Here is a 14,616-nt window from a genome sequence, read left to right as displayed (position 1 = left end):
TGAACATTATAATTTTAGCTTGTTACAGAATTCACCGGAAACGAAACTTGACTCATCCAAATACCAGCTAATAATACGAGTATAGCTAGAACAATTTCTAAGAGCAATAAACGGCGATTAACTGTTCCAATATCGTTACCCCATGTTTTCGTTTGTCTCCATGCTACAATTGTAATTATACATACAGTAAGAATCTTTATATTTAAAAGGTTCGTCCATATTGAATTAAAATTAAAAAGCACCCAATTCCTTGTCTGTAAAAACACAATTAATTCCCCAGAAAGAAATGCTAGAATAAATGAAATACCAGCAATAATACTAAAATGTTTACGGAAACGCTTTTGATCAAATGTAATTTTGTATAATGTTGTCCACGCTATAACAAGAGCTAAATAAATAAGTGCTCCTAGCCACACTGCAATACTCATAACATGGACCATTCTAATTATAACTGCTGCCCAATTTGGATTAGTAATCCATACATGATCTGTGAAAGAAAAACTCGCAACAAGAAATCCCCAAACTAGCGCATACCATTCGTTCCCCATATGCTGCAAAGACATAAGAACTAATAATAGCAGTTGAATCATAATAATAACTGAAAATGGCGAATGAATAAGTAAACTCTCCTTCGGAATAATTGACTTATACACTATTAATTCGGCTATTAATCCTACTACAAGTATAGAGAAAAAAATCTTTTTCATATTCTTCATTCTTTGCAATATGGAAGGTAATCTATAACGTTTTACAAACATATCGAGCCACTTTACTCCTGCTCCAATTAAAATCATTCCCTCTACAATATAGCGTAGTGTTACTATCATAACATCTGAAAATACTGAGCCACTCCCACTCGCATTTCCCTCTACCACTACATTAGTTTGTACTTCTTCTCCAATTGAAAAGGGATAGCCTCCCTCACTCGGATGTCCGTCTGCAGAAATCATAGACCACCTTACTGTGTAAGTACCATTATTTAAGTTTGGTAATTTCACTTTTATTTTTGTTGGGTTATCTAATATTTCAACCTTTGATACTTGCACTCTCTTTGCACTTGGATCTAGCAGTTCAATATTGACTACATTTCCTGTAACTGGTTCACTAAATTCAAGAATAATCTGTTCCGGTTGTACTGTAAGAACCTCCCCCTCTTTAGGGGTGGCTCCTACAACACTTGTATGAGCAAATACACTACTATGAGAAAATAAAAATATACTTACACTTGTTAAAATAAATACTATTATTCTATAAAGCATGAAAACCTCCGTATTATTATTCTGGATGATTACCTGAGTGATCTCCGGTAGAAAATGGAGTAGTTACCCCCTCATAATTCATCATCGTATGCATTCCTTTTTCCGCATGAACGAGATGATGACAATGAACCATCCATAGTCCACTATTATTTGCCTCTAAACCAATTTCATATTCTTCTCCCGGAAAAACATTAACTGTATCTAAGTAAATCGGACTTCCCTCCATTGGTTTACCATTTTTAGAAATAACTTGGAATGTATGTCCATGCAAATGCATTGGATGAATTTCTTCTCCCTTATTTTTAAAGCGAATCTTAACTTTATCTCCTTTCTCTACTTTAATGGGTGGAATATTAGGTGATGTCTTTCCATTAATCGTATACACCCATTTTTCTTGTCCATTTACATCTTTCACACCTTCTGCCAAATCCATATCATAGACCTTTGTAAACTTTGAATCTATCGTAAACTTGCCAACTTCTTTTTCTCCATATTTCGTAAAGTCAAACCATGGATAACTCTTTATATCAATAGGTTTTTTCGGCAAAGAACCGTTCCCAATAGTCGCCGTTAACATACGATTCATTTTCTTAGATGGATCCACATTAATAAGTTTTACACTCGTTGTTTCCGGCATTTTAAAAACAAGGTCATAACGTTGTGCAGCTCCCATCGGAAGAATTGCTTTATCTAGCTCGTCCCCACCTTTTATATCACGACCATCTAATGCGATAATTTGAAATGGCACCCCAACTAATGTCATTAAATGCGTATTATTCCCAGCATTAATTAAGCGAAGGCGTACTGTTTCACCTGATTTTGCATCCAATCGTAGTCCCTCACTTGTATCATTTAATGTAAATGCATCATAATCATCTCCATCAGATAAATCTTTGAGTTGATCATTACTTGGCATCATTAACGGGCCTTCTAAAGTTTGCGCCTTTTCATTTCGAATATGATTGCTAGGGTAGCTATCCCAATCTTTATCTTGTTCGCCATTATGCTTACGGGTTTTTATGGCTCCTGTTTTCCATTCATGGATCGCCACTGTATAATCCTTTTCATATTTTACAGCTGGTTTATTCGGTTCAATAACAATGGTTCCAAATAGTCCCCACTCCGTTTGTATTGCACTTTTTTGATGTGAATGATACCAATATGTCCCCACCTGATCAGCATTAAATGCGTATGTATATGTTTCACCTGGTTTTATAGCATTTTGCGTAACACCTGGAACACCGTCTACCGCCGCAGGAACATCTAATCCGTGCCAATGGATTGTAACTGGTTCTGGCAATTCATTTTTCAAATTTACAACAATACGTTCACCTTGTTTAACTCGAATTTGAGTACCCGGTGATGTTCCATCAAAGGTCCATGCATCTACCTTTTTCCCATTTCCCAAATCTACACTTGCTACTTTCGCCGTAATATTAAAAGTTTTTGTAACCCTTTTTTTGGCATCTGAATTAGCAATAGATGTAATTGATTCTGAAGTAGATGTTGCATCTGTTAACTTCTTTTTTTCATTTGTACCTGGGTAATTATTTATTAAAAAATATCCAAAAATAACTAACCCTAATAGTAAGCATGCCGCAATTAATATATTTCTTAAATCGCTTTGTATAAATTCCTTTTTCATATTAGTCTCTCTTTCATTTTTTGTTGTAAACTATTAATTTTCATATATGGATTCATTGCCTATCACCTCACATATTCACTTCGATTTACATCATAACACTCAGAAAAAAAGAAACTTTGAAGGAATTTTAAAGACTTTATAAAGAAATATATTTCAATTTTTCTTTACTTCTAAATTTTTTTTATTGCGCAATAAAAAAAATTGTATAATACTATATAAAACATATACATTTAGGAGGATTACAACAATGTCCGAAAAAACATACGAACTCGCAACCTTCGCAGGCGGTTGCTTTTGGTGCATGGTAAAGCCATTTGATGAACTTCCTGGTATTCATAAAGTACTTTCTGGCTATGCAGGTGGTCATGTAGAAAACCCAACATATGAACAAGTAAAAGCTGGTACATCTGGTCATTTAGAAGTTGTACAAATTACATTCGATCCTTCTATTTTTCCATATGAAAAATTACTAGATTTATATTGGCCACAAATCGATCCAACTGATGATGGCGGACAATTCTTTGACCGTGGTCCCTCTTACCGCACTGCTATTTTTTGTCATAATGAAACGCAAAAAGAGCTTGCTGAAAAATCAAAACAAGCTCTTGCAGAAAGCGGTATGTTTAAAGAGCCAATCGTAACTGAAATTCGCTCGGCTGCACCTTTTTATGAGGCTGAAGAATACCATCAACATTTCTATAAAAAGAACCCAGAAAAATATGCTAATGAGCAAAAAGAATCTGGCCGTGAAGACTTTATAAAAGAAAATTGGCAAAAATAATAATAAAAATGCATCGTACCTTTTAAGTACGATGCATTTTTATCTTTGAAAAAGTGCCATGCAATGATGAGAACAACCGCTGTCAATGTCCAAAGTGCGATTTCATTTTTCACTCTACTCTTCTTCTTAGTCATTTCATTCCCTCCTAATAGCAATACAACATATTCAAGATTCCCTCTGTTTAATTGTCCATCTTATATACGTGAATACATCCGTACAAATTCTTATGACAAGACCACCAATGATTCCGATTGCAATTAAAATTACTAACGTCTGTCCAAAACTAAAAGTAGTTGTGTATGTTATGTAGAGAACAACGCATACAAGTAAAACATCCGGTAAAGAAAGCAAAAACTTTTTAAGCATTTCTTCAGCTCTCCTATGCTTTATTTATCTCTTCTACTGTAGCTTTGAAATAAAGCTTGTTTAAAAATTCTATTTAGATACTTATTTTACGCAAAAAGAATAAGAACCCCTTTTGAAAAGAGATTCTTATTCATCAAATGCAAATTTGATTATTTTCTACATCTCCTTTACCATAATTACTCCTAAAATAGAATAATATTACTAATGATTTGTTGTACATTAACTATTTGCCAGGCAATCGGATGTTGCGCCAACTACCTACATCGCATTGACCGTATGTATTATCACCTACTGCTACCACGGTGCCATCTAATTTAAGACCGACCGTATGCGCACAACCAGCTGCTACCGCTATAATATCGCGCCAATCACTTACATTACATTGACCATACTCATTCCAGCCTACTGCCACCACGGTACCGTCTGATTTAAGTCCGATTGTATGATTCGTACCAGCTGCTATTGCCATAATATCTTTCCAGCTGCCTAAATCGCATTGACCAAGCTTATTATTACCCACGGCCATCACTTTGCCATCCGATTTCAAACCAACAGTATGAAGGTAACCTGCCGCCAACTCCACCATACCACGCCATCCACTTACATTGCATTGGCCATATCGATTATTCCCCACTGCCGTCACTGCGCCGTCCAATTTAAGACCGACTGTATGCCAATCACCCGCCGTGACCGCCACAATATTTCTCCAGCTACTTACATTACATTCTCCTTCTTTATTTCGCCCCACCGCTATTACCGTGCCATCCGGTTTAAGACCAATGGTACGACGCCATCCCGCCGCAACCGATACAATATTATGCCATTCGTTTACATCACATTGATTATGCTTATTCCACCCCACCGCTTCCACAGTATTATCACTTTTCAGAGCGATTGTATGAGCATTACCCGTGTTCGTCGCCATATGAACATTGCCCGCTGCGACTGCTTCAATATCACACCAACCGCTTACATTGCATTCTCCTTCTTTATTTCGCCCCACTGCCACAACTGTGCCATCCGATTTAAGAGCAACTGTATGACCACGACCTGCCGCTATCGTACCTTTAGGCCACCGTTTCACTTTTAACATTTCTTCTTTCGGTGAAATGTAATTCATGTTTTACCTCCTCGCATATAAGCAACTGTATCCAAATAGATATTTTTATCTAATTTCATTATAAATGACCCGACTTTTTTTATAAATTTACAGCTACAAAAGAAGCCTATTATTACTTCTTCAAAAAATAAAAACCTCCAGTTTAAATACTAGAGGTTTTTTCTTTATTTCTTCAATCGTTCAATAAAATCGTTCAATTTATCAAGTGATTTCATATTCTGATTACAAGCTACACCATCTTTGCAAATATAGTTTCCCTTTTTAACGAAAGTTCCTTGTACATCACCTTTAATTTCAACTAAAAACATCCCTACTTCTTCATGTCCATGACATAATGAACAAATGCTCTTTTTATTTAAACTTTGGAACGTTCCTTGCAGACCAACAAACTTATTTTTATCATTTTTCGCTATAATAAATTTCCTGCTTGACCCTTTATCAATCCAGCTTAAATAAGATAATTCTTTCATGTCCAGTTCTTCCATATCAGGAAGTTTTAACTTTTTCGCTTTAGGAAATAATTTTTTTAATGTTTGCGCTGTAACTTCCTGAAACGGAATGACATACGGATTTATTTTCATTAAAAATGATTCTGCATCTTCTCTATTTTGAACTGTTAATACCGTATCAATTAACTCTTTCTGTTCATCTGTTAAATTTTCAAATACATGTATTATTTTTTCAATCGCAAGTGATTTTAATGCTTGAATTACACCTCTATCATTTGCCGTTGCATGCCCATTTGCTAAAATATAAGCTTGTGATTTTATAAAATTGTATTGATCACTTCTAATAAAAGCTTCCATCTTTATCACTCCATACAAATTGTTGATCTAATCTTATTGTATACAATGCTTCAGCTTTTTGATATGTAAAAGATAACTTAGAAACAAATATTACATACTCCGATTATGTTCTACCGCTTCATTTCCTGACAAAAGAAACCATCGTCTGTTTTCCATTCTGCATATAATACATCCTCAAATTTAGTAATCCCTTTTTGCTTTATTTGTTTATAAAGCCATCCTTCATCAAAGCCTGCTTCTCTCAAATTATCTTTCACTACTTTTCCATCACTAATTAATGAAACCGGTAAGTATACAGGCTTATGTTTTAAGCTTAAATCATTTATAGTCGGAGATTCATATTTGCTCTTTTTCAGAACACTTATGTTTCCATTAGGTTCCAAGATCATATATTCAACTTCTCGGATTGAAAATATATCTTTTTGTTGTCTTAGCATTTGTTGTAATTGATTAATATCCAAATGATTTGAACTTAATTGTTCTCGGTCAATCTTTCCATTACGGATAATAATGGAAGGATATCCTTCAAAAAACCTTCTTGTTCCTCTTATTTTTTGTGTTATCACTTCTATTGTATAAATTAAAACCACCCATACAAATACTGAATATAAAATAGACCACACTTTAATTTTAGGGTCATATATTGAATTCCCAACAAGCTCACCAAGAACGATAGCAGAAATAAAATCAAATGGCGTCAGCTGAGATATTTGTGTTTTCCCTAATATTTTCGTAGCAATTAACAGAACAAAAAATCCAACTAAAAGCTCTATCGTTATTTGTCCAATATGATTCATATATGTTCACCTTTCTGCTTTTCACTCAAATACTATGTATTCTATTTAGTAAAAAAACGGTACAATATTGCTATTATCATGCCCATTCATATCAAGTAGATACAAAGCAAAAAGAGTCTAGTTCAATTTAATAATTGAACTAGACTCTTTTATCTTCATTTAGAGTACACAATCTTTTTAATCGTTTCTCCGGAAAGAAAATGCTCCTCCGCAAGTTGATGAATGGAAATTCCGCTTTTAAACGCTTCTTTAATTGCTTTATTTCTTTCATCTAGTTGTTTTCTTCCTCCAGATCGTGTACCCCATTTATAATGTTTCGTTTCTTGTTTTGGAATGTAAATTGTTTCACCTTGTATATACTTTTGAATTTCAGTAATTAAACTTTCTGGTAAAACCGTCGCAGCTTTAACGTATTTCATTTCTGCTCGCCCCTTATTTTTTATGGTTCATTTCAATAAGGTGCAAAGCCAAATATAAAAAATGATACGAGCTCATTTAGGCGATTGTATATTACTTGTCTACCTCACGCAAAGTATCGCCATTTCCATACTTGGCTTTGCATGAGACGCTGCAGTGTCTGGCAATTGAATTATAATCGCCATATAAACACCTCCTAATATACCTTTTGTATTTTATTATATGATAAATTCCTTCCCCTTGCATCCACATCCTTTTTTAAGCATGAAATTACTTAGTTTGATATAATACTTTTTAGTCCAATCAAAAAGTATAGTGAGGTTGCGTTATGAAGAAAAAAATAATCATTACAATCGTTACATTATTCATTATTACTGTAGTATTATTTGGAACATACAAGTTGATGAACGCAAGAAGTTTTCAATTGTTTGGAGATGTAACAAACCGAGTAGAAACAAATGAAAAAGTGATTGCTTTAACTTTTGATGATGGCCCTACGAACAATGTAAAACAAATATTACCGCTACTAGAGACATACAATGCAAAAGCTACATTCTTTTTAATCGGAAATGAATTAGAGAAAAACCTATCGTTAGGAGAAGATATCGTACAATCTGGACACCAAATTGGAAACCATACATACTCTCATAACAGAATGGTTTTTAAAACACCTTCTTTTATTAAAGAAGAAATAGAAAAAACGAATTCATTCATCCGCCAAACAGGATTTACAGACGAAATTGATTTTAGACCACCTAACGGGAAAAAGCTAATTGGTCTGCCCTATTATTTAAATAAAAACAATATCGAAACAATCACATGGGACCTTGAGCCTGATACTTTTTATAAATCTGCGGCTGATAAAATTGAATACGTTAATAAAAATGTAAAACCAGGTTCTATCATTTTACTGCACTCTATGTACGATGATTCTAATGAAAATTTACAAACGATTAAAGGTATTTTAGACTCTTTATCTAAGAAGGGCTATCAGTTCGTAACAGTAAACGAACTGCAAAAAAGAGCAAAATAAAAAGTAGCGTATCATAGAGCGATACGCTACCTTTCTTTTTAAATAATGCCAAGTACATTTAAGAATACGATAATTATCGCAATTGGTGCGATAAAGCGAAGTAAGAATAACCATAATACGAACAGTTTATAGCCTTTATTTTTACTTACACCTAGCTCTTTCATTAATATATCTTTCTTCATTTTTAAAGGAACAAAGATAGAAACTAATAATACACCAAGTGGCATTAATACGTTACTTACTGCATAGTCCGCTAAATCAAAGACTGTCTTTCCGAAAATCTTCAGATCACTTAATATACCGAATGATAATGCTGATGGTACCCCAACAACGAAAATTAATAATCCAACGATTAAAGCCATCTTTTCGCGTTTCCCTTTACCTTTTGCAGTTAAAGATGCAACACTAATTTCTAACATTGAAATTGCTGATGTAATCGTAGCGAAGAAGAATAGTAATAAGAAAACGATGAAGAATAATTTTCCGAACGCCATTTTACTGAAAATAGCTGGCAATACGATAAATAATAGTCCCGGCCCTTGAGATGGTTCCATTCCAAATGCGAACACAACTGGGAAAATTGCAAGTCCTGCAAGTAATGTAATAACAAGAGTTAAAGCTACGATAGAAAATGCCGAACGTGGTAAACTTTCTTCTTTCGGTAAGTATGAACTATACGTTACCATTACGGCTACACCGACTGATAATGAGAAGAATGATTGACCCATTGCATATAAAATAACTTCTGATGTTACATGTGAGAAATCAGGTTGTAAGAAGAAACGAACTCCTTCTCCAGCACCATCTAATGTAAGTGCACGAACGATTAATACAAAGAATAAAACGAATAGTGCTGGCATGAAATATTTATTTACTTTTTCAACACCATTTTGTACACCTTTACTTACGATGAAAATAGTAATAAGAATGAATAATAGCTGTGATCCAACTGCTAAATATGGATTGGAAATGATTTCACCAAACGTAGCTTCGTATGCTCCATTTCCTTCCCATAGTCTACCTGTAATTGCATTCCATAAATATAATAAAATCCATCCCCCTACAACACTGTAGAAAGAAAGTAATATGAAACAAGTTACAATCCCTAATTTCCCTAACCATGGCCATAATGTTTTTGGTGCGATTTCTCTATATGCATCAACAGCCTCTTTTTGTGTACTTCTTCCGATAACGAATTCAGCTAATAATAGCGGTAAACCAATTAATAATGTGAAACCGATGAAAATAAGGAAGAACGCCCCGCCTCCTCCGATGCCGGCCATATAGGGGAATTTCCAAATCGCCCCAAGGCCAATTGCTGAACCTGCTGCAGCTAATACGAAACCTAATTTCGATGTCCATTGCTGTGAATTCATTTGTTAATCTCCTCTCTATCTCTTTTTCTTTGTTACAATTCGGTATTTATATTGTTCTATCAATACTCTTTTCTAATACGTTCACTTCCTCCCTAATAAAAAAACGTCCCTACGTAAATACGTAGGGACGACAAAAATATCGCGGTACCACCCTAGTTGTGAAGAACACTAAGAAACCACCTAAATAAAAACGCCCCTACGCAAAAACGTAGGGACGATAAAATATCGCGGTACCACCCTAGTTATGAAGACACACCAAAGTTAGGACCTAAATAAAAAACGTCCCTACGTAAATACGTAGGGACGATAAATATCGCGGTACCACCCTAGTTGTGAAAAAATCTTCACCACTTTATTTGATAACGGTATAAACTACCGTCTTTCATTTCCTCATAATGCGAGATTTATGAAAGATGCTCCAGGACGAACTTCATGAATAATCTATATACTGATTCACACCAACCATCAGCTCTCTGAAATAGGGAGATATTCACTACTATACCCTTTCATTGCCCAAATATTATTTTCCGAATTGATTACTATCATTTTTATCACACATTAAAAATAGTGTCAACTTATATTTCGAATTTTTATGTATTACAATCTATTTCAAAATTCGAAATATAAGTTTTTAGTTTAGAAAACAAGTGGATTAGTACATAACGAATTCTAACAGGCAATAGAAAAAGAATTACGTATTATTGATACTTATTCAATAATACAAATCATCTAGAAACATAACCTGTCTCTCTGTATTAATTTTTTAAGAGTTTGATGGATACCAAGAAAATTTCGCATCACTATCCAGTGGTCTATTTTTCGTTTCTTCTTTAATTACACGAAACCATTCATTTAGAATTTGAGTTTTGGGCAATTGAGCAGCAAGGTTATCTTCCCAAATTATATGTGAAAACCAGGCTTTCGTTTCCCATTCAAACTGCAATTGCGCAAACGAAATTATAGGGTGATCAGCTTCATGAAATTGCTCATTTACTGCATTTGAAACTTCTGGAGCTTGCGGTAACAACTCGTTCTGAATTCTATTTCTTATCGTCTCATTTTCTAGCTGATCCCAGAAATACAATTGCCCATTTATTTGATAGAAAATATCAAATGAAGCCTCACCTTTCTTCAAATTCAATAATACGAAGGCACGTTCCACATCATTGTCAGCCGCCTTTACAGCATTAACAATTATATTTTGTGCCATTGATACCCAGTAACTAGTCGCTTCCTCTACCGGTGATTCAACATACAATTCTTCACTTAATTCATGAAGAGTGGCTTCTTGCTCATTTACTTTTTCAACTTTTTTTAAAAAACCTATTAAAAAAACCCATAACTTCCCCCTTATTACTGTTTTCTATTTCACAAAATAAAAAATCGATTTTTCTTGCTCATCCACATTTACTCCTGGCGCGTATGTATGAACTTGTTGCAACACTTCTTCTATTAGCAACTCTAACTCCTGCACACTATTTTCTGGACTCCCTATTAATGTGTCCGCCATACGTTCATATAAATTTTCAGGTTTAATAGTCATTCGTTCCACATTATTAGGCATCCATTTAAACGCTGGATGATGTACATACATTTTATTCAAACCAAATAAAACACCGAATACGTTCCTTTGTACTTCGCAAATAACATCATAAAGCATAAGCCAATCTTTCCGTTTTAAAAGCGCCTTTCGATTGTGCCAACGATTACTTAACCATAGATTTTCTGAAATCATTCGTTTTACTAGTTCATCTGGATATACCACTACTCTATCTTTTAATTCATTCACTTTCTCTTCTCCATACAAACTAACACCATCATGAACGGATGATACAATACATTGTTTTTCATAACTTATATCATATTGATCCACCACATCCGAAATCACTTTCTCTACTGTCTCTGTTAAAAAGTTACTAATCTCTAATTTAATTCCCTCTTTCGTTAAATACGTTTCCGACCATTCTTCTTCCTCATACGGATAATACGATAATATTGTCCCATCAATATGATGAATAGGGGCCCTACGATCCTCATCTTCTGGCGGTGTTGACCATAAAATATGTAATTCTATATCTGAATGTTCATCTTCAAGCTTTCTAGCTACTGAACCCGCTAAAATAATGGCTTCTACTTTCGGATTTTGCCTATAGATCTCTGACATCTCTATTGCTTTCTCTTTTAATCCCATTTCATTTCCCCCTAAAATTGCAGTAATCCCCTATATTTCATTTATCTATTTCGATATTACAGCTTGCATTACCTTTTCAAATTCCTACTACATCATATTTCTATCCAAAAGCGCTGAATAACTTCACCAGTACGAGAAGAAACTATTTCATTTTCTAACACACCGCCAACCTTTTGAATCGTTTTAGCAGAACCGATATTGGATTTATCACAAGTTATTAATACTTTCTGCAATCCTAATTTTTGCGCTTCAGCTAATGCAAGTTGTAGTTGTTTCGTAGCGTAACCGTGGCGACGTTTATTTGGATGGACACTATATCCAATATGACCGCTTTCCCGTAATAATTCTGGATTTAATCTATGTCTAATATTCACAAAACCTATAAGTTCCTCTTTTTCAAAACTTAAAAACTGACTAGATGGCACTCGATTATCTAGTAAATTTTCTCCTAGTTCTTGTTTACTCACTTTTTCAAACCATTCATCAAGAGAATCAAAGTTTTGTAAAGAACTACTTCCATGTGGTTGTTCCCCTGAGTGTAAAAACGCGTGTCTATACGCTGTAATATGCTCACTATATTCATGGGTTGGTTTTAATAGTTTCATTGTTCTTCTCCCCCTCTTCATTCCATAAAACAAACACCTTAATAGCAGCTATTCACTATTAAGGTGTTTCTATCCTTTTTATTCAAATAACCCCATGCTCAAATAACGTTCACCTGTATCAGGCGCAATACATAAAACTTTTTTACCAGCGCCTAGACGTTTCGCTATCATGATTGCAGCATAAACAGATGCTCCAGAAGACGGCCCAACTAATAATCCCTCTTGTCTAGCTAAGTTTCTCATTGTCGTTAAAGCCTCTTCGTCTGCAATTTGAATAATTTCGTTATACACTTCTGTATTTAAGTTTTTCGGGATAAACCCTGGGCTTGTTCCTACTAGTTTATGAGGACCTGGCACACCACCTGATAAAACGGGTGATCCTTTCGGTTCCACTACTGCAATATATAAGTTTGGTAATTTCTCTTTTAACGTTTCACCAGTCCCTGTAATCGTTCCGCCTGTTCCTGCCGTTGCAACAAAAGCGTCCAGCTCTCCATCCATTTGTTCGTAAATTTCAAGCGCAGTCGTATAACGGTGAATATTCGGATTAGCTGGGTTTTCAAATTGTTGCGGAATAAAACTATTCGGTATTTGCTTTTGCAATTCTAACGCCTTCGCAATTGCTCCTGGCATTCTTTGTTCTGCTGGTGTTAAAACTACTTCTGCTCCGTATGCTTTCAATAAATTAATACGCTCTTTTGACATATTATCTGGCATAATTAAAATCGCTTTATACCCTTTAGCTGCTGCATTCATCGCTAAACCAATCCCTGTATTCCCGCTTGTCGGTTCAATAATTGTATCTCCTGGTTTGATGAGACCATTTTCTTCTGCAACGTGAAGTAAATTATAAGCAGCACGGTCTTTCACACTGCGCGATGGATTAAACATTTCTAGTTTCACATACACATCTGCTGCGTCTTCCGGAATAAATTTAGATAATCGGACGACAGGTGTATCTCCTATTAATTCCGTAACGTTTTCACACAATTTCATAGCGCATCCCCTATTCTATCGTTTTCTTATCACTTGGCAGTAACCATGAAGTGAGTCCAATTAATGGTAGACAACTACATAATAGCATAATAAATTGCAGGCTATATATATCTGCTAATTTCCCAAGAACTACAGCACCTAATGCTCCAAGTCCAAACGCAAGACCTACGATTAATCCTGACACCATTCCCACTTTTCCAGGTACAAGCTCTTGTGCATATACAACAATTACACTAAAACTACTTGAACTAATAAAACCGATACATAAAAATAACGGTACGACCCACACAAGTGAGACATGTGGTAATAACAGTGCAAGTGGCGCTGAACCTAACATTGAAAATACGATGATATTTTTCTTACCAAATCGATCTGCTAACGGTCCTCCGAAGAAAGTTCCTAACACACCAGCAATCATAAATGCGAATACGAAATACTGGGCATTTTTTATAGATAAACCGTAATGCTCTATTAAGTAAAATTGATAGAAATTCCCGATACCAGCACCGTACCAAGAGCGTACAAAAGTAAGAAAAACAAGAAGTATAATAACGAATTTAATGTGTGTACTTACAATTGCATTTTCCGCCTCAAGTGCAGCCCTCTTCTTCCTTCTTACAGCACCGGTTGCTAATTCATTTTTGTACCAATTCGATACGAAAATTAATAATACAATTCCTACTGCTGCAAATGCTGTAAAACCTAATGAACCAATTTGACCGAGTGGAACGAAAATTAGCGCTGTAAAAATAGGAGCTAGAGAATTCCCCGTGTTTCCCCCAACTTGATAAATTGCTTGCGCTAACCCTCGTTTTGCACCTGCCGCCATATACGCAACACGAGCGCCTTCTGGATGAAAGACCGCGGAACCTAAACCAATAAATAAAACAGAAATAATAACAATAATAAAGTTTGGTGCAAACGCGAGTCCAATCATTCCAAGCATACTTGAAAACATGCCGAGTGGTAATAAAAATGGTGACGGCTTCTTATCTGAATACATACCAAACACCGGTTGCATAATCGATGACGTCATATTTAATGCAAACGCAATCCACCCTACTTGCATATAGGATAAATTCATCGTTTTTTCCAAAATAGGAAACAACGCCGGCACAACTGCTTGCATCGAATCATTTAAAAAATGCCCAAAGCTAATCGCAAATAAAATTCGATATATTGTCGGTGTTTCTACAGTTTTTTTGTGTGAAACTGCCTGCATAT

Annotated in this window: 14 protein-coding genes, 1 pseudogene and 1 other annotated feature; of the genes and pseudogenes, 2 read left to right on the top strand and 13 right to left on the bottom strand. The window is 35.1% G+C overall.

All coding sequences use genetic code 11. The features are described 5' to 3' along the window. Positions 1–14 precede the first annotated feature (14 nt). Positions 15–1,259, bottom strand: coding sequence for a copper resistance CopC/CopD family protein (locus MHI26_RS09175; RefSeq protein WP_000966875.1), 1,245 nt, complete (start codon positions 1,257–1,259; stop codon positions 15–17). A gap of 16 nt (positions 1,260–1,275) precedes the next feature. Then, entirely contained in the window at positions 1,276–2,904 is a 1,629-nt protein-coding gene (locus tag MHI26_RS09170) for a multicopper oxidase family protein (RefSeq protein WP_061666785.1), read from the bottom strand. Positions 2,905–3,151: 247 nt separating this feature from the next. Here MHI26_RS09170 and msrA point away from each other — a divergent pair, with 247 nt between their 5' ends. Then, on the top strand, positions 3,152–3,685 hold the full coding sequence (gene msrA, locus MHI26_RS09165; protein WP_061666786.1) for a peptide-methionine (S)-S-oxide reductase MsrA: 534 nt from the start codon (positions 3,152–3,154) through the stop codon (positions 3,683–3,685). Between the two features lie 165 nt (positions 3,686–3,850). On the opposite strand, the gene MHI26_RS09160 is transcribed toward msrA, so the two are convergent. The 5 genes from MHI26_RS09160 to MHI26_RS09140 all read right to left on the bottom strand — a co-directional run bounded on the left by MHI26_RS09160 (position 3,851) and on the right by MHI26_RS09140 (position 7,193). Continuing rightward, complete coding sequence (locus tag MHI26_RS09160; RefSeq protein ID WP_061666787.1) at positions 3,851–4,051, bottom strand: hypothetical protein; 201 nt, start codon at positions 4,049–4,051, stop codon at positions 3,851–3,853. Between the two features lie 223 nt (positions 4,052–4,274). Then, positions 4,275–5,171: an RCC1 domain-containing protein gene (locus MHI26_RS09155; RefSeq protein WP_061666788.1), complete on the bottom strand. Its 897-nt coding sequence runs from the start codon at positions 5,169–5,171 to the stop codon at positions 4,275–4,277. 164 nt (positions 5,172–5,335) lie between these two features. Further along, positions 5,336–5,977: a FusB/FusC family EF-G-binding protein gene (locus MHI26_RS09150; protein WP_000387068.1), complete on the bottom strand. Its 642-nt coding sequence runs from the start codon at positions 5,975–5,977 to the stop codon at positions 5,336–5,338. Between the two features lie 110 nt (positions 5,978–6,087). Then, the gene (locus MHI26_RS09145; RefSeq protein WP_061666789.1) at positions 6,088–6,774 is read right to left on the bottom strand and encodes a DUF421 domain-containing protein; all 687 of its coding nucleotides are present in this window, start codon (positions 6,772–6,774) and stop codon (positions 6,088–6,090) included. A 155-nt stretch (positions 6,775–6,929) separates the two neighbouring features. Beyond that, positions 6,930–7,193 (bottom strand): CD3324 family protein, encoded by a 264-nt coding sequence (locus MHI26_RS09140; RefSeq protein WP_000878309.1) that lies wholly within the window; start codon positions 7,191–7,193, stop codon positions 6,930–6,932. A gap of 326 nt (positions 7,194–7,519) precedes the next feature. Here MHI26_RS09140 and MHI26_RS09135 point away from each other — a divergent pair, with 326 nt between their 5' ends. Continuing rightward, positions 7,520–8,224, top strand: coding sequence for a polysaccharide deacetylase family protein (locus MHI26_RS09135; RefSeq protein ID WP_000726882.1), 705 nt, complete (start codon positions 7,520–7,522; stop codon positions 8,222–8,224). 38 nt (positions 8,225–8,262) lie between these two features. Here the strand turns inward: MHI26_RS09135 and MHI26_RS09130 are convergent, their stop codons facing one another. The 6 genes and pseudogenes from MHI26_RS09130 to MHI26_RS09105 form a co-directional block, all read right to left on the bottom strand. Continuing rightward, the gene (locus MHI26_RS09130; protein ID WP_061666790.1) at positions 8,263–9,600 is read right to left on the bottom strand and encodes a sodium-dependent transporter; all 1,338 of its coding nucleotides are present in this window, start codon (positions 9,598–9,600) and stop codon (positions 8,263–8,265) included. Positions 9,601–9,896: 296 nt separating this feature from the next. Continuing rightward, positions 9,897–10,119, bottom strand: a binding site (T-box leader). A gap of 244 nt (positions 10,120–10,363) precedes the next feature. Continuing rightward, positions 10,364–10,940: pseudogene (locus MHI26_RS09125) on the bottom strand (hypothetical protein). A 23-nt stretch (positions 10,941–10,963) separates the two neighbouring features. Beyond that, positions 10,964–11,791 carry a DUF4037 domain-containing protein gene (locus MHI26_RS09120; RefSeq protein ID WP_000523201.1) on the bottom strand — a complete coding sequence of 276 codons (828 nt, stop codon included), beginning with the start codon at positions 11,789–11,791 and terminating at the stop codon, positions 10,964–10,966. 92 nt (positions 11,792–11,883) lie between these two features. Then, a complete protein-coding gene (locus tag MHI26_RS09115) occupies positions 11,884–12,396 on the bottom strand; it encodes a GNAT family N-acetyltransferase (RefSeq protein WP_061666791.1) in 513 nt (170 codons plus the stop codon). Positions 12,397–12,474: 78 nt separating this feature from the next. Further along, a complete protein-coding gene (gene cysK / locus MHI26_RS09110; RefSeq protein WP_000762271.1) occupies positions 12,475–13,392 on the bottom strand; it encodes a cysteine synthase A in 918 nt (305 codons plus the stop codon). A 10-nt stretch (positions 13,393–13,402) separates the two neighbouring features. Next, the gene (locus MHI26_RS09105; RefSeq protein ID WP_001149399.1) at positions 13,403–14,614 is read right to left on the bottom strand and encodes an MFS transporter; all 1,212 of its coding nucleotides are present in this window, start codon (positions 14,612–14,614) and stop codon (positions 13,403–13,405) included. Positions 14,615–14,616 lie beyond the last annotated feature (2 nt).

Source organism: Bacillus sp. FSL K6-1218, assembly GCF_038006445.1.
Classification (GTDB): Bacteria; Bacillota; Bacilli; order Bacillales; family Bacillaceae_G; genus Bacillus_A; species Bacillus_A thuringiensis_S.
Note: the sequence above shows the minus strand (reverse complement) of the source record. Positions and strands in the feature narration are given on the sequence as shown.